The 15,226-nt window shown below is 60.1% G+C and carries 16 protein-coding genes; 6 read left to right on the forward strand and 10 right to left on the reverse strand.

What is annotated here, in order from left to right; translation table 11 throughout:
* Positions 1 to 309: 309 nt before the first annotated feature.
* Both AC1DNW_RS10295 and AC1DNW_RS10300 read right to left on the reverse strand, forming a co-directional pair.
* Positions 310 to 567, reverse strand: a complete 258-nt coding sequence (locus AC1DNW_RS10295; RefSeq protein WP_113298330.1) for a BQ00720 family protein — start codon at positions 565 to 567, stop codon at positions 310 to 312.
* Between the two features lie 47 nt (positions 568 to 614).
* Entirely contained in the window at positions 615 to 1,040 is a 426-nt protein-coding gene (locus AC1DNW_RS10300; RefSeq protein WP_113298329.1) for an Hsp20 family protein, read from the reverse strand.
* A gap of 282 nt (positions 1,041 to 1,322) precedes the next feature.
* Here AC1DNW_RS10300 and AC1DNW_RS10305 point away from each other — a divergent pair, with 282 nt between their 5' ends.
* The gene (locus tag AC1DNW_RS10305) at positions 1,323 to 2,267 is read left to right on the forward strand and encodes a nucleoside hydrolase (RefSeq protein ID WP_477852580.1); all 945 of its coding nucleotides are present in this window, start codon (positions 1,323 to 1,325) and stop codon (positions 2,265 to 2,267) included.
* A gap of 74 nt (positions 2,268 to 2,341) precedes the next feature.
* Here AC1DNW_RS10305 and grpE read toward each other — a convergent pair whose 3' ends face one another.
* Both grpE and hrcA read right to left on the reverse strand, forming a co-directional pair.
* The gene (grpE, locus tag AC1DNW_RS10310) at positions 2,342 to 2,977 is read right to left on the reverse strand and encodes a nucleotide exchange factor GrpE (protein WP_477852582.1); all 636 of its coding nucleotides are present in this window, start codon (positions 2,975 to 2,977) and stop codon (positions 2,342 to 2,344) included.
* A 111-nt stretch (positions 2,978 to 3,088) separates the two neighbouring features.
* The gene (hrcA, locus tag AC1DNW_RS10315) at positions 3,089 to 4,177 is read right to left on the reverse strand and encodes a heat-inducible transcriptional repressor HrcA (protein ID WP_477852584.1); all 1,089 of its coding nucleotides are present in this window, start codon (positions 4,175 to 4,177) and stop codon (positions 3,089 to 3,091) included.
* A gap of 177 nt (positions 4,178 to 4,354) precedes the next feature.
* On the opposite strand from hrcA, the gene rph reads away from it, so the two are divergent.
* From rph to hemW, 4 genes are all read left to right on the forward strand, one after another.
* Complete coding sequence (gene rph / locus AC1DNW_RS10320; RefSeq protein ID WP_113298602.1) at positions 4,355 to 5,071, forward strand: ribonuclease PH; 717 nt, start codon at positions 4,355 to 4,357, stop codon at positions 5,069 to 5,071.
* 72 nt (positions 5,072 to 5,143) lie between these two features.
* Complete coding sequence (locus AC1DNW_RS10325; RefSeq protein WP_113298325.1) at positions 5,144 to 5,560, forward strand: VOC family protein; 417 nt, start codon at positions 5,144 to 5,146, stop codon at positions 5,558 to 5,560.
* A 9-nt stretch (positions 5,561 to 5,569) separates the two neighbouring features.
* Complete coding sequence (rdgB, locus tag AC1DNW_RS10330; protein ID WP_477852586.1) at positions 5,570 to 6,214, forward strand: RdgB/HAM1 family non-canonical purine NTP pyrophosphatase; 645 nt, start codon at positions 5,570 to 5,572, stop codon at positions 6,212 to 6,214.
* Positions 6,215 to 6,229: 15 nt separating this feature from the next.
* Positions 6,230 to 7,426 carry a radical SAM family heme chaperone HemW gene (hemW, locus tag AC1DNW_RS10335; protein ID WP_477852588.1) on the forward strand — a complete coding sequence of 399 codons (1,197 nt, stop codon included), beginning with the start codon at positions 6,230 to 6,232 and terminating at the stop codon, positions 7,424 to 7,426.
* Positions 7,427 to 7,432: 6 nt separating this feature from the next.
* On the opposite strand, the gene AC1DNW_RS10340 is transcribed toward hemW, so the two are convergent.
* The gene (locus tag AC1DNW_RS10340; RefSeq protein WP_477852589.1) at positions 7,433 to 8,353 is read right to left on the reverse strand and encodes a DMT family transporter; all 921 of its coding nucleotides are present in this window, start codon (positions 8,351 to 8,353) and stop codon (positions 7,433 to 7,435) included.
* A 142-nt stretch (positions 8,354 to 8,495) separates the two neighbouring features.
* Here AC1DNW_RS10340 and gcvA point away from each other — a divergent pair, with 142 nt between their 5' ends.
* On the forward strand, positions 8,496 to 9,380 hold the full coding sequence (gene gcvA / locus AC1DNW_RS10345; protein WP_113307752.1) for a transcriptional regulator GcvA: 885 nt from the start codon (positions 8,496 to 8,498) through the stop codon (positions 9,378 to 9,380).
* Here the strand turns inward: gcvA and AC1DNW_RS10350 are convergent.
* The 5 genes from AC1DNW_RS10350 to mutM form a co-directional block, all read right to left on the reverse strand.
* A complete protein-coding gene (locus AC1DNW_RS10350) occupies positions 9,377 to 10,459 on the reverse strand; it encodes a saccharopine dehydrogenase C-terminal domain-containing protein (protein ID WP_113307751.1) in 1,083 nt (360 codons plus the stop codon). The genes gcvA and AC1DNW_RS10350 overlap by 4 nt on opposite strands.
* A gap of 132 nt (positions 10,460 to 10,591) precedes the next feature.
* Positions 10,592 to 12,145 (reverse strand): chromosomal replication initiator protein DnaA, encoded by a 1,554-nt coding sequence (gene dnaA, locus AC1DNW_RS10355; protein ID WP_477852592.1) that lies wholly within the window; start codon positions 12,143 to 12,145, stop codon positions 10,592 to 10,594.
* 862 nt (positions 12,146 to 13,007) lie between these two features.
* Positions 13,008 to 13,286 carry a 30S ribosomal protein S20 gene (gene rpsT / locus AC1DNW_RS10360; RefSeq protein WP_113298319.1) on the reverse strand — a complete coding sequence of 93 codons (279 nt, stop codon included), beginning with the start codon at positions 13,284 to 13,286 and terminating at the stop codon, positions 13,008 to 13,010.
* Between the two features lie 194 nt (positions 13,287 to 13,480).
* The gene (locus AC1DNW_RS10365) at positions 13,481 to 14,254 is read right to left on the reverse strand and encodes an enoyl-CoA hydratase (RefSeq protein WP_477852594.1); all 774 of its coding nucleotides are present in this window, start codon (positions 14,252 to 14,254) and stop codon (positions 13,481 to 13,483) included.
* Between the two features lie 9 nt (positions 14,255 to 14,263).
* Positions 14,264 to 15,154, reverse strand: a complete 891-nt coding sequence (gene mutM / locus AC1DNW_RS10370) for a bifunctional DNA-formamidopyrimidine glycosylase/DNA-(apurinic or apyrimidinic site) lyase (protein ID WP_113298317.1) — start codon at positions 15,152 to 15,154, stop codon at positions 14,264 to 14,266.
* Positions 15,155 to 15,226: the final 72 nt, after the last annotated feature.

Consider the following 15,226-nt stretch of genomic DNA (forward strand, 5'->3'; position numbering starts at 1 on the left):
GCCGGAAGGTTTTCGAGGATCGAAAGAATGCCGGACTGCCGAGCTATACCGCACGGCTCTCAACCAAGCGCTGCTGGTCGTATGTCCCGGGAGGATTCGGAAAGAGAGCAAGATCGACGCCACGCGCATCGGCTCAGAGCAAATCGCTCGATATCGCATCGGCCGCAGTCTCAGCGTTGTCGAAAACGGGAAAACGCTGGAAGGCGGCTATACGCATGGGCAAGGGACCCGCATGTGGCCCTTGCATCGCCCATTGCCCTTATTCACACATGCATTCTGACGGCCAGCCCTGCGGCAGGCCGGTCGTGATCAATGCAGGCTGACCGTCTTCAGCTCGTCTTCGGCAGCCTTGAAGAAGGTGCTGGAGCGGTTATCCGTCAGCAGGATCGGCGTACCATCGGCGCCGAACAATGCCCAGAGATCAACGCTTGGATCGATATCCGGCGCCTCAGGGAAGCACCTTGCAACCTCTTCGTTGCGTATTTTGCGGATATAGGCGACCTCGCCATTGCCGATGCCGGCAAGTTCGGACTTGGTCAAACGCGACGTGGCTTCTTTCATCAACATTCCTGTTCCTCCGGGAGAAGGGACCAACGGTTCAGCAAACCGTTGTGCTACTGTGAAACCGAAATGTTAATTTTCTTGACCATGCGGGCCGGTTCCGGGCGAATTAGATCAACCGACAGCAGACCGTTCTTGAGGCTTGCGCTTAGAACCTGCATGCCATCGGCGAGAACGAAGGTGCGCTGGAACTGCCTGGCCGCAATGCCGCGATAGAGATAATCGCGCTCGCCCTGATCGACCTGGCGGCCACGGATCAGAAGCTGGTTTTCCTCAGTGGAAACATCGAGGTCTTCTTCGCTGAAACCGGCAACGGCAAGCGTGATGCGGAGCCGTTCAGGCGCGTCGTAACCTGCCGCGATGCGTTCTATGTTATAGGGTGGATATCCGTCGCTTGCCTTGGAAATCCGCTCAAGCGTCTTTTCCATGGCATCGAAGCCCAGAAGTAGCGGGCTGGCGAAAGGGGTAATGCGACTCATCTTCCAAAGTCCTTGATGCAAGCGACCTCTCCGGACCTCACAAGCAGCATCCGGGTACCGCTAATATGGGAACGACGGTTGCCCGCTGCAAGGCGCGATGGCCACCCAACCAGGCCTCCCCCATTTTAAGGCGAAGCCTCACAAGACCGCTTCCTTGACAAAGGACGCAACGCCCCGCATCAAAACATGCCCCGGCGCGATGTGCTGATTTGTTACGGGAGCATGAAGACAATGAGAAGGTGCATGCCAGAGCGACGCGCACCAGAGGATGGAACGATTCGGATGGCAGAACCGAGAAAAATCATTATCGACACCGACCCCGGCCAGGACGATGCCKCCGCGATCATGTTGGCCTTCGGCAGCAGGCAAGAGCTTGACGTGCTGGGCATCACTACCGTCGCCGGCAATGTGCCGCTGTCTCTGACGAGCCGCAACGCGCGCATCATCTGCGAGCTTTGCGAGCGGACTGACATCAAGGTCTTTGCCGGCGCCGACCGGCCGATCGCCCGCAAGCTGGTTACCGCCGAGCATGTGCATGGCAAGACCGGCCTCGATGGCCCGACCCTTCCCGAGCCGACGATGCCGCTGCAGGCACAGCATTCCGTCGACTTCATTATCGAAACGCTGCGACGCGAGCCGGAAGGCACCGTCACGCTCTGTACGCTCGGACCGCTGACCAATATCGGCATGGCTTTCCGGAAGGCGCCCGACATCATTCCGCGTATCCGCGAGCTTGTGATGATGGGTGGCGGTTTCTTTGAAGGCGGCAATATCACGCCGGCTGCGGAATTCAACATCTACGTCGATCCGGAAGCGGCCGACATTGTGTTTCGCTCGGGCGTGCCTGTCGTCATGATGCCGCTCGACGTCACGCACCAGCTTCTGACCCGCAAGGACCGGGTGAAGCGGATGGCCGAGATCGGCACCGCGCCGGCCAAGGCGATGGTGGAGATGCTGGAATTCTTCGAGCGCTTCGACATCGAAAAATACGGCTCGGACGGCGGCCCGCTGCACGACCCGACGACGGTGGCCTACCTGCTGAAACCCGAACTCTTCAAGGGCCGGGACTGCAATGTCGAGATCGAGGTGACGTCGGAGCTGACAGTCGGCATGACGGTCGTCGACTGGTGGCATGTGACCGACCGCAAGCGCAATGCGAAGGTCATGCGCCACGTGGATGCCGACGGATTCTTCGATCTGCTGATCGAGCGCTTCGCGCGGATATGATCCACCAAGGTTAGACAGGAACAGAAAAGGCCGCCAGCGCGGCCTTTTCTTAATTGTCGGGCGTCCTTATCGTCTTAGGCGTCCTTCTCGTCCAGCACCGAGTTGGCCTCGGCTTCGACGAGTTTCGGACCACCCTTGGCAACGCCGACCATGGCCGGGCGCAGCACGCGTTCGCCGATGKAGAAACCGGCCTGCACCACCTGCACGACCGTATTGTTCGGCACTTCGGTATTCGGCACTTCGAACATCGCCTGATGGAAGTTCGGGTCGAACTTCTGGCCAACCGGCTCCAGCTTGCGAACGCCGTGGCGCTCGAGAGCCGAGAGCATTGAACGCTCGGTCATATCCACACCTTCAATCAGCGTGGTCAGGCCGGCATCGGCCGTTTCCTTCACTTCGGCAGGAATGGAGTCGAGCGCGCGGCGCAGGTTGTCCGAGACGGCCAGCATGTCGCGAGCGAAGCCTGCGACGGAATAGGACTTGGCATCCTTGACCTCGCGCTCCGTGCGGCGGCGCAGATTGTCCATTTCGGCCGCGAGCCGCAAATAGCGGTCGCGCAGTTCGGCATTCTCGGCCTTCAGAAGCTCAAGCGGATCTGGTTCGCTTGCAGCTGCTTCCTTCACGGCTTCATTCTCGACGTTTGCGGCAGCGTGGGCTGCGGCTTCTGCCGCAGCTGCGTCAGGTCCGTTTTGCGTCGTTTCATCAGTCATGACGGTCTCCGGTTCATATATTCTCAGATGCGCCCGATATCGATGTTTGGCCGGAAAAAATCAAGTCTGCGTGACGAAGAAGCTGAAATTCAGCCGGTTTCGCGTGAGGGATCAGAGAGATCCGCGCGAAAGGCGCGACACGAGCTGGGCCGTATAGTCCACCATCGGCACGATGCGGGAATAATTAAGCCGCGTGGGGCCAATCACGCCCACCGCTCCGACAATGCGGTCGTCGTCATCGCGATAGGGGGCAACGATCAGGGAGGAACCGGAAAGCGAGAAGAGCTTGTTCTCCGAACCGATGAAGATGCGCACGCCGGGTCCGCTTTCAGCAAGGTTCAGGAGCTCGATCAAGCTGTCCTTCTTCTCCAGGTCGTCAAAGAGCAGGCGCAGACGGTCGAGGTCTTCCGCCCCGCCCACGCCTTCCAGCAGGTTTGCGCGGCCGCGGATGATGAGTTGCGCTGGCTTTGTCTCGTCCGAGTTGCCGGCCCATACGGCAATGCCACGCTCCACGAGATCCCGCGACAGCGCATCGAGCTCGTGGCGAACTTCATCTTTCAGTCGGCTCAATTGCAGGCGCAATTCCGGCAGCGTTTGCCCGGTCATGTGCGCGTTGAGGAAATTTGCGGCTTCGGTGAGCTGCGAAGAGGTAACGCCCGCAGGCAGCTCGATGATTCGGTTTTCCACCTGATCGTGATCACCGACAAGCACGGCCAGAGCCTTGGTAGGCTCCAGGCGGATGAACTCGACATGCTTCAGCACCGAATCGCTCTTGGACGTGATGACGAGGCCGGCGCCGCGCGAAATGCCCGAGWGCATGCGACTTGCCTCGTTCATCATCGATTCCACGGGATTGTCGCGGTTTCCGGCCCGCACCTGTCGGTCGATGCTGGCGCGCTCCTCGACAGAGAGATCGCCGACCTGCATGAAGGCATCGACAAAGAAGCGCAGCCCCACCTGCGTGGGCAGGCGGCCGGCACTGACATGCGGCGAATAGATGAGCCCCAGTTCTTCCAGGTCGCTCATGACATTGCGCACAGAGGCGGGCGACAGTGACATGGGCAGAAGACGTGACAGATTGCGGGAACCCAACGGTTCGCCGTGCTCCAGATAACCTTCGACGATACGTCGGAAGATTTCCTTGGATCGTTCATCCAGCGCGGCCACGGCATCCGAAACCGATGTCGACCTGTAGCTCATGAACTTTCGCACCCGTACTGAATGATATCCGGGAAATATAGCCAAACTTACCCCCGTGGCAAAAGGGAATTTGCAAATGCACGCAGCCAATCGTAGAAGCGGGCGACAATACAGATGCAGGCATGGCATTGCCGGGACCCGCTCACGCTTTTCGGCATCATGTTTCAGGAGAAGAGAATGCGGCCTTCAGGCAGAAAAACAGACCAGATGCGCAAGGTCTCCTTCGAGCGCAATTTTTCCAAGCATGCCGAAGGCTCCTGCCTGGTGAAATTCGGCGATACGCATGTGCTCTGCACGGCAAGCCTTGAAGACAAGACACCGCCATGGCTGCGCAATAGCGGCAAGGGCTGGGTTACCGCCGAATACGGCATGTTGCCGCGCGCGACAGGCGAGCGTATGAAGCGCGAAGCCGCTACCGGCAAACAGGGTGGCCGCACGCAGGAGATCCAACGCCTCATCGGCCGTTCGCTGCGCGCTGTGGTCGACCTGACCGCGCTCGGCGAGCGCCAGATCACGCTCGACTGCGACGTTATCCAGGCGGATGGCGGCACGCGTACGGCCTCCATCACCGGGGCCTGGATTGCGCTTTACGACTGCCTGCGCTGGATGGAAACCCGCAACATGATCAAGGCCGACCGCGTCCTGAAGGATCATGTCGCGGCGATCTCCTGCGGCATCTTCGCCAGCCAGCCGGTTATCGACCTMGACTATCTCGAAGATTCTTCTGCCGAAACCGATGCCAATTTCGTCATGACGGGCGCCGGCGGTATCGTCGAGATTCAGGGCACGGCGGAAGGCACGCCTTTCACCGAGGAAGAATTTTCTTCGCTGATGGGCCTTGCCAAGGCCGGTATCGCCGAACTGGTGGACCTGCAGAAGCAGGCAATCGCCTGAGGGCATCCGTTCGGGCCTATCAATGAATTTTCCTTGTCCCCGTTTCGGGGACAGCCGGACCAAGAGGCGGTAATGGCCCACCCGATCGAAGGCATTCTTGAAACCGCGCTTTATGCCGCAGATCTCGATGCGGCTGAAGCCTTCTACGGGAATGTGCTGGGTCTCGAGAAGATCGCACGGTCGGGCAACCGCCATGTGTTCTTCCGGTGCGGATCGGGCGTACTGCTGATCTTTAACCCGAAGGAAACGATGAAGCCGCCGGCACCTGACAGTCTGCAGGTTCCGCCGCATGGCACGACCGGAAAGGGCCATGCCTGCTTCAGGGTTTCGGGAGATTATCTCGATCAGATGGCCAGGAAGCTGCAGGCAGCCGGTATCGGTATCGAATCCGAGGTTCACTGGCCGCAGGGCGGCCGATCGATTTATTTCCGCGATCCTGATGGCAACAGCCTGGAATGCGCGGAGGCGAAAATCTGGGGCATGGAATAAGGATATTTTATGCGTAAGCTCGAAACCAAGACCATTGTCGTTGCCAGCCATAACCAGGGCAAGATCCGCGAGATTCAGGATCTGATCGGGCCGCTCGGCTTTACCGCCAAATCGGCTGCCGAACTCAATTTCATCGAACCCAAGGAAACCGGGACGACCTTCGAGGAAAATGCGACGATCAAGGCGCTCGCCTCGGCTGAAGCCTCGGGCATGCCGGCGCTTTCTGACGATTCGGGTCTCGTCGTCGATGCACTCGGCGGCGATCCGGGTGTCTACACGGCCGACTGGGCGGAGACCGGCAACGGCACCCGCGATTTTGGCATGGCGATGGAAAAGGTCGAGAAGGCACTGGAAAAGGCCGGCGCCAAGAAGCCCGAACAGCGCACCGCGCGTTTCGTCAGCGTGCTCTGCCTTGCCTGGCCGGATGGCCATACCGAGCTTTTCCGCGGCGAAGTGGAAGGCACCGTCGCCTGGCCGCCGCGCGGAATGCAGGGTTTCGGCTATGATCCGGTTTTCCAGCCGGAAGGCTATGATGTGACGTTCGGCGAGATGAGCGCGGAAGAAAAGCATGGCTGGAGTATCGGCAAACCGCAGGCTCTGTCGCATCGCGCCCGCGCCTTCAAGCTCTTTGTCGAAACCTGCCTGGAAGCATAGGGCCAAGCTTTGAACATGATCGAGTCGCCTGCGCTGATGCCCGACGCAAAGCTTCTGCCAGATACCGGCGAGCCCGGTTTCGGGGTCTATGTGCATTGGCCTTTCTGCGCGGCGAAGTGTCCCTATTGCGATTTCAACAGCCATGTCCGGCATCAGCCGGTCGATCAGGAGCGCTATGTCGCCGCTTTCCTGAAGGAGATCGCCACTGCCCGCCAGATGAGCGGGCCGAAGACGGTGACCAGCATCTTCCTCGGCGGGGGCACGCCCTCGCTGATGAAGCCGGAAACGGTCGATGCGATCCTTGATGGCATTTCGCGGTACTGGCATGTGCCTGATGGCATCGAGATCACGATGGAGGCCAACCCTTCCAGCGTCGAGGCGGAACGCTTCCGCGGCTATCGCGCTGCCGGCGTCAACCGTGTGTCGCTCGGCGTGCAGGCGCTCAACGACCGTGACCTGAAATTCCTCGGGCGGCTGCACGACGTCGCCGATGCGCTGAAGGCGATCAAGCTGGCGCGCGACATCTTCCCGCGCATGTCCTTCGACCTGATCTATGCCAGGCCGAACCAGACGGTGGAAGAATGGGAGCGCGAACTGAAGGAAGCGATCTCCTATGCGGTCGATCATCTCTCGCTCTATCAGCTGACCATCGAGGAAGGCACGCCCTTCTATGGCCTGCACAAGGCCGGAAAGCTGATCGTGCCTGATGGGGACCAGTCCGCTGAACTCTATGAGGCCACGCAGGAAATCACCGAGCGTGAAGGACTGCCTGCCTATGAGGTGTCCAACCACGCCCGGCCCGGCGCGGAGAGCCGACATAACCTCACCTATTGGCGCTACGGTGATTATGCCGGCATCGGCCCTGGCGCGCATGGGCGCCTGACGCGCTGCGCAGAAAAGATCGCAACCGCTACGGAACGCAAACCTGAGGCTTGGCTGGACCTCGTCGAGCGCGACGGGCACGGCATCGTCGACGAGGAGCGCCTCGGCTTCGAGGAACAGTCCGACGAACTGCTATTGATGGGCCTGCGCCTGAAAGAAGGCGTCGATCTCGCTCGCTGGCAGCAGCTTTCCGGCCGCGATCTCGATCCGAAACGCGAAGAGTTTTTACTGGAACACSGCTTCATCGARCGGATCGGCAATTCGCGGCTGCGCTGCACTCCGTCAGGCATGCTGATCCTCGATTCCGTCGTCGCGGACCTCGCCTGCTGAATCACATCAGGCAGTGCGCCTCTTCCCCAAGTTGACGAGCCTTCCATCGATCGCCGCAAGGCCGACGGCGATCAGCGCCATGCCGATCAGATGCTTGAGCTGCAACTGCTCGCCGAGCGCTAGCGCCCCTAGCAGGATCGCACTGACGGGGATCAAGAAGGTTACCAGCATCAGGTTGGTGGCTCCAGCCGTGGCCAGGATTCGGAAGAACAGAACATAGGCCACAGCCGTGGAGAGTATCGCGAGGCCGAGCAGCGCCAGCCAGGTCTCGGCAGAGGGGATGGCGAGCGTCCAGGGTTGGTCGGCAATCAGGGCGATCGGCAGCATGAGCACAGTCGAAGCCGTCACCTGTCCGGCGGCTGGGATCAAAGGCGCCAGGCCCATCCGGCGGAATCGCCGGCCCCAGATGCCTGCCAGGGAGTAGGAGAAGGCCGCACCGAGGACCGCGAGCTGGGCGAGCACGTTCGAACCGAGATCCCTCAAGACATCGAAGCCGATCATGTAGGCTACGCCGGCAAAACCGACGATCACGCCGAAGAGACGGTTTGCCGTCAGCTTCTCGTCTGCCGTCAGCAGGTGGGCGACGACCACGGCGAAAAGCGGCGTCGTGGCGTTGAGGATCGAGGCAAGGCCGCTCGCAATATGCGTCTGGCCCCAGACGATCAGGCAGAAGGGGATCATATTATTCAAGAGTCCCATGCCGAAGAAAGCGATCYAGCTCTGCCTGTCGCGCGGCATGGTATGTCCCATCGCCCGCACGATCAGATTGAGCGCGATGGCGGCAAGTAGCACGCGCGCGGTCACGATCGTGAAAGGCGGCAGCGCCTTCACCAGAATGCCGTTGAAGAAGAAGGAGCCGCCCCAGAGAAGCGACAAGACGATCAGCATGGCCCATTCACCGGTTCCCATGGTTCTCTGTACAGCCATGATAATCTCCTTCATCGAGCTTTGCTAAATCGTTCTCTCGAGCAAACCGACGCAGATTTGCCAGAGACATTTGTTTTTATTAGTATCTCTACGTGTCCGGCAAACGAGCATTTCTCCTCGTATAATTGAGCTGAGCTAAATCATGGTTGATCCCTTGCCTTCGCTCTCGGCCTTGCGCGCCTTCGAGGCAGCGGCGCGCCATCTCAGCATGACGCAGGCAGCGCACGAGCTGCATGTCACACCGGGCGCTGTCAGCTTGCAGATTCGCGATCTCGAGGCCTCGCTTGGCGTGTCGCTTTTCGAGCGGCGTACGCGGCAGATTCTGCTGACGACCGAGGGCCGCGATTACTTCGCGACGCTGCGCACAGCCTTCCAACTCGTGCGCGAGGCAACGGCATCGCTGACGGCACGGCGGCGCGGCAATTCACTGGCGCTTACCTGTACGGCCGGTTTTGCGACGCACTGGCTGTTGCCACGGCTTCAGCGGTTCGAGGACATGCATCCTGATATCGATGTGCGCATCAGTGCCTCCCATCGCATGTTCGATTTCGAACGTGACGGGATCGATCTCGCCATCCGCCACGGACTTGGCGGCTACGAGGGGCTGATCAGCGAGCGTCTGGTGGATGATGAACTGGTGCCGGTCTGCACGCCGGCGATTGCGGTGGCCCTCGGCGCCCATCCTTCCCCGGATCAGCTTGCGGGTTATCAGCTCATCCACGACGTCTACCGCCGCGATTGGCAGCTCTGGCTGGCGGCAGCGGGCGCCACTAGGGTGGATGCCTCCCGCGGCCCGATCTTCAGCGACGGCAACGGCGCCTTCGAGGCGATGAAATCTGGTTTCGGCGTGGCGCTGATGCGACGCTCCTTCATTGGGAAGGAGCTTGCCGAAGGCCTGCTCGTGGCGCCGTTTCCGCTGGGGCTCGCAAGCAGGCTTGCCTACCATCTGGTCTATCCAGGCACAGCGCTGGAACGACCGGCGGTCGCTGCCTTCCGGCGCTGGCTGCTTTCAGAAGCTCACAGCTAGTTCCGATGAGTCGTGCCTGTTTTGAACAGGCTGCCCGTCGGGGTCTTCAGGAACATGTCCAGCGGAATATGCTCCTGATGCAGGAAGCCGTTGGCCGGCAGCAGGCCGTCGCGGACCATCTCGATGACGGCAACCACAGAAGCCGACGTCGTCCAGGCGATCGCCGTGCGCCGTGCGCCGGCAATCTCGATCGGGTAATAGGCGCGCACGAACTCCTTGCGGCGCAGGCCGCCATTGACTGTGCCTTCGGCCGCGACGTGCACGTAGACGACGTCGTCATCGACCGGCGGCTTTGCATTGGTCAGGATCTCGCCGGCAAGCTGGCGCCTGTCGCGCATCAGAAGCTCGTGGAAGAAGAAATTCATCAGCTCCATGTGGCCAGGATAACGCATCGTCTTGTAGTCGAGATTGTCGACCTTGCCGAGCATGGTGTCACACATGGTGCCTAGCCCGCCCGAGGTCGTGAAGGCTTCCAGCTTGACGCCGCCGACATAGATCGTCTCGTGCCACTCCATGGGCGAGACGAGCTTGCGTACGCCGCCCTCGATGACCTCGCAATCGTTCAGATATTCATTGACCACACCTTCCGGCGACCAATTGAAAGCATAACCCAGAAGCCCGGTCGGGTTCTGCGGCAGGGCGCCGACACGCATGCGGATCGAGCGGCAGCGGTCGAAGCCATCGGCAAGGCTTGCGCCGACGATGCCGACGAAACCGGGCGCCAGGCCGCATTGCGGCGCCATCAGGCCGCGAGCGGTCTTGGAAAGCTCGATGATGAAATTGGTGGTCGGCACATCCTCGGTCAGATCAAAATAGTGGATGCCGGCGAGATGAGCCGCCCGAGCCAGCTCTATATTCAGATGATAGGGTAGGCAGGACAGGACCGCTTCGACGCTCGACAGCAACTCGCCGATGACGGAGGTACTGGTGATATCGCCGGATCGGCATTTAAACGGCAGATCGCCCTGAGGCAGGTGCGCATCGACGCCGATCACCTCGAAGCCGCCCTCATGCAACAGCGTCGCTGCCAGCCGTCCGACCTTGCCGAGGCCGACCACGGCAATTTTCTGAAAACTCATTGATATCCTCCCGAGCGCCGGCTTTTTCACTGGCGCGTTTTTCTCACGTGGAGGCTGTATAGAATAAAATACTTATAAAAGAAAACAGCCGGGATCGCTCCCGGCTGTCGGATGGCGATGGCAATCCACCGCCTATTCGTTGATGAGGCGCTTCAGAAGCTCGATCTCATGCGAAAGCTTCGTGTCTCCCGAGATCAGTTCCTCGATCTTGCGAACGGCGTGCAAAACCGTCGTGTGATCGCGTCCGCCGAATCGGCGGCCGATTTCCGGGAAGGAGCGCGGCGTCAGTGTCTTCGCCAGATACATGGCGATCTGGCGCGGCTTGACGATGACACGCGTGCGGCGGTTCGAGACCAATTCCTGTCGCGAGACGTTGTAGTGACGCGCGACGATACGCTGGATATCCTCGATACGCACACGGCGCGGCTCACCGGAACCGACGAGATGGGCCAGAAGCTCATCCACGCGCTCGATCGACAGGTTCGGCTCGAAGGAGCGGCGGAAGATCAACTGGTTGAAGGCGCCTTCCAGCTCACGGCCGCTTGCCGTGACGTTGCGGGCGACGTGCTGCAGCAGATCGGTCGGGATTTCCAAGGACGGATCTTCCAGACGGGCGACCGCAAGACGACGATTCAGGATTTCGAGACGCATCTCGTAGTCGGGACCATCGAGTTCGATGGCAACACCACCCTGCAGACGCGAGCGGACGCGTGGATCGAGCGATTCCAGCTCCCACGGCGCCCGGTCGCCGGCGACGACAACCTGCTTGGCGCTGTCGAGCAGCATGTTCAGCAGGTGGCAGAACTCGTGCTGGATCATCTTGCCCTGCAGGAACTGCATGTCGTCGATGATGAGAAGATCGATGGCACGCAGCGAATCCTTCAGCGTCAGTGCATCATTGTCGCGGATTGCGGTCGCAAAACGCCACATGAAGTATTCGGCCGTCAGATAGACAACGCGCAGGCCACGCGGGTTCTGCACGGCGGCATTGGCGATCGCCTGCAGCAGATGCGTCTTGCCGAGGCCGACGGTCGCGTGGACAAAGAGCGGGTTGAAGCGCACAGCGCCCTGACCTGCTTCCGCGATGGTCTTTGCGGCGGCGAGCGCCACACGGTTGGAGCTCCCCTCGACGAAAGTGTCGAAGGTGAAGCGGGAATCCAGCGGCGAGCCAAAGAGCGGCGAACCGACATTTGCCGGGCGCGCCGCAGCGGCGGCCGAAACAGCCTGCTGAACGATCTGCCCCGCCGGCTGGGCAGATGCCGGGCGGCGAAGCTGGGTGGGCTGGGTGACCGTCTCGACGGAGACTGCATCGTCCAGCGCCTTCGTACCGATGCGCGTTGCCGTGCGCACAAGGATTTCGACCTTCAGGATTTCGGAATCTTCGGCCTGGAAAAGACCGGTGATGAGATCGAGATACCTGTTGTTGATCCACGACTTCAGAAAGGTCGTGGGAACGGAAAGACGAACGACGCTCTTGGAAACCGAATGAAGCTTGAGCCGTGCAAACCAGCTTGCATAGACGTCAGGACCGACTTGTGCCTTCAGACGCGCGCTAACGCGGTCGAAGAGAACGCCATGCTTCATATCCGTCTTTTCTTCCTTCGCGCCCAGGTGAATGGAACCGAAAGACTGCTGTGCAGCTTCCCCGTTATCCAGTGCACCCGTCGTAATCKAATTCATCTGCATAATGCCGCCTTTCATTTCCTCGGGMGGTCATTTGCTAACAGCCGCCCGATCATTCCCCGCTTTKACAAAGCCGACGGCACCCTCATGAGCCATCCGCCTGCCGGTTCACACAAACACTGTCCTGTTTCCAGGACCGACACGGAGCCCCTGCGGTGGTCGCGTTCATGCGACAACCGTCACGAATTCTCCATGTCAGGATGGCAGCCGATMCTCGTTTTTCGCCTGCCAGCCCGAACGCAATGTTACTCTATCCCCTGCCCTTCTCCTGGCCTCGCGCAAAACGTGTGGCCACGAAGCGCACAAAACGTCCCCGTCCCGTGACAGCCACGTCACGGCACAATGTCGTCGAGTGCGTTGAGAAAACGGAAGCTGTGCGCTCCGTTGCAAGTGACACAGTGTCATCATCCCGCCGACTTGGCAGTTTGGACTGACTTCTGCAGGTGATGTCCGCGCCCTTTGCTGGACGCCATTTAGGCAGGATCAAAAGGCAAGATCAACGATGAATTTTACGCAAAATTAACAAGCGGCCATTGACTCCGGCGGGGCCTTTAGGGCGTCACACCAACGTCAAAAAAGAATCGCTTTTGAATCAAGGAGATTCCCCTGCTGGGCTATTTTGGACACGTATAAAAAGAAAAAAGAAAAAATCTTCTTGACTCATTTGGGGCCACGGGCTGCGTGACCAGAGTCGCAAGCCTTGAAAGGATCCTTGCGTAAGCCATTGTTTTAAAACAATTTTTCCTGTCATGCCTCTGACACGAAATCGTCGCCGGATTAACTATATCCGCGGCGGCCAGCTGAATCGAAAAAGCCCGGTAAAATTACCGGGCTAATCATAACGAGCAATTCGTTAATGAAATATTTAGGCGCTTGCAGAGGCCGAAAGAGCCTTCACACGAGCAGCAAGGCGCGAGACCTTGCGGGATGCTGTGTTGGCGTGAAGGACGCCCTTGCTTGCGGCGCGTGCCAGCTCTGGCTCAGCGACAATGAAGGCTTCCTTTGCCTTGGCAGCATCACCAGCCGCGAGCGCCTCTTCGACCTGGCGAACGTAGGTGCGAACGCGCGAACGGCGAGCCTTGTTGGTTGCGGTACGGCGAGCGATCTTGCGAGTCGCCTTTTTCGCCGAGGTTGTATTGGCCATGGATGCCTCTCTCAAGAATTCGAACAAAACTCCGCCATTACCGCGCTGGCCCTGCGGCCACTCAATTCAGCAATACGGGAGCATTAGCGGAAAACCAGAGCGGCTTTCCGAACCGTGGGCGGGCATATAACTCTAAAGCTGCGCGACGTCAACGCGCATTTTCAAGGAAAAGCCCCTTTCCCAGCGCCGCCCGCTCACCTGTTCCTGAAGACCGGTTTGCGCTTCTCGACGAAGGCAGCCATGCCCTCTTTCTGGTCCTCGGTCGCAAAGAGGCTCTGGAAGAGACGGCGCTCGAAACGCAGACCTTCCTCCAGCGTGGTCTCGAAGGCGCGGCTGACTGCCTCCTTAGCCATCAATACCGAGGGACGCGACAGCGATGCGATCTTGGCGGCCGCCTCCAGTGTCTCGTCTAGAAGCCGCTCAGGCGCCACCACACGCGAAACGAGTCCCGAGCGCTCGGCTTCGGCCGCATCCATCATGCGACCGGTCAGGATAAGGTCCATTGCCTTGGCCTTGCCGACCGCTCGCGTCAGGCGCTGCGAGCCACCAATCCCCGGAATGACCCCCAGCGTGATCTCCGGCTGGCCGAACTTCGCCGTCTCCGAGGCGATGATGAAGTCGCAAAGCATGGCAAGCTCGCACCCGCCGCCGAGTGCAAAACCGCTGACGGCAGCGATGATCGGCTTGCGGGCCTTGGCGATCTCATCCCAGCCGCTGATGAAATCGCTCTTATAGACCTCGGCGAAATCGAGCGGCTGCATTTCCTTGATATCGGCGCCGGCGGCAAAGGCGCGCTCGGAACCGATCAGCACGATCGCGCCGATGGCATCATCCGCGTGAAAGGCCGCATAAGCGCGCTTCAATTCCTTGAGCACTATCGAATTCAGGGCGTTCAGCGCCTGCGGCMGGTTCAGCGTGATCAGACCAACATTGCCGCGGGTTTCGACGATCAGGGTTTCATAGGCCATCGCGCGCTCCTATTTTTGGCAGGTGGCACAATAGAAGGTGGAACGGCCAGCCTGCACGATGCGCGAGACCGTACCGCCACAGCCCGGCGTGCGGCAAGCAAGACCTTCGCGATCATAGACGGAAAAGGAATGCTGGAAGTAACCGAGCGAGCCATCCGTCTGAATGTGGTCGCGCAGTGACGATCCGCCGGCAGCGATCGCATCGGCAATCACATCGCGGATCGAACTGACAAGCAGGTTCAGCGGCTCCTTCGGCTTGCCCGTCTTCGTCACCAGCGTGCCGGCTGCACGCACGGGCGAGAGATGTGCCCGCCACAGGGCCTCGCAAACATAGATATTGCCGAGCCCGGCGATGGTCTTTTGATCCAGCAGTGCGCCCTTCAGCGGCTGGGCCTTGCCGGCGAAACGTTCGGCCAGATAGGCGGCCGACAGTTCATTGCCGGTCGGCTCCGGCCCCAGGCCAAACAGGAAGGGGTTCGCGTCGAGCTCGGAGCGATCGGCAATATCCATAAAGCCGAAGCGGCGCGGGTCGTTGTAGATGACGCGACGCGGACCACCCTCGCCTTCCAGATGGAAGACGGCGTGATCGTGCTTCTCGTCCTTGGAGCGCTCATGATGAAATTCGCCGGGCGTGCCGGTGACCGGACCCTGCTCGATCCGAAAGGAGCCGGACATGCCGAGATGGGAAATGATCGTCTTGCCGCTGTCGAGATCGATCAGCAGGTACTTGGCCCGCCGCCCAAGGCCGATGATCGTGCGGCCTGAGACCTGATTTTCGAAATCCTTCGGGAAAGGGAAGCGCAGGTCACCGCGACGCAATTCCAGCCTTTCGATGCGTGCGCCTTCCATCGCCGGCGTCAGGCCGCGCTTCACCGTCTCGACTTCTGGCAATTCCGGCATCTTAACCCATCTATATCTAACGTGTTTCAACCGCCTGCGATGTGCGCTATAGCGCCAACGTGCCGCGGGCGG

The sequence above is a fragment of the Rhizobium sp. 05L429 genome (genome assembly GCF_056397645.1).

What these genes read in the sequence shown, in the direction of transcription:
- AC1DNW_RS10295 (WP_113298330.1), bottom strand. Translation starts at nt 567, where the DNA reads ATGTTGATGAAAGAAGCCACGTCGCGTTTGACCAAGTCCGAACTTGCC.
- AC1DNW_RS10300 (WP_113298329.1), bottom strand. Translation starts at nt 1,040, where the DNA reads ATGAGTCGCATTACCCCTTTCGCCAGCCCGCTACTTCTGGGCTTCGAT.
- AC1DNW_RS10325 (WP_113298325.1), top strand. Translation starts at nt 5,144, where the DNA reads ATGGCCCACCCGATCGAAGGCATTCTTGAAACCGCGCTTTATGCCGCA.
- rdgB (WP_477852586.1), top strand. Translation starts at nt 5,570, where the DNA reads ATGCGTAAGCTCGAAACCAAGACCATTGTCGTTGCCAGCCATAACCAG.
- gcvA (WP_113307752.1), top strand. Translation starts at nt 8,496, where the DNA reads ATGGTTGATCCCTTGCCTTCGCTCTCGGCCTTGCGCGCCTTCGAGGCA.
- AC1DNW_RS10350 (WP_113307751.1), bottom strand. Translation starts at nt 10,459, where the DNA reads ATGAGTTTTCAGAAAATTGCCGTGGTCGGCCTCGGCAAGGTCGGACGG.
- rpsT (WP_113298319.1), bottom strand. Translation starts at nt 13,286, where the DNA reads ATGGCCAATACAACCTCGGCGAAAAAGGCGACTCGCAAGATCGCTCGC.
- mutM (WP_113298317.1), bottom strand. Translation starts at nt 15,154, where the DNA reads ATGCCGGAATTGCCAGAAGTCGAGACGGTGAAGCGCGGCCTGACGCCG.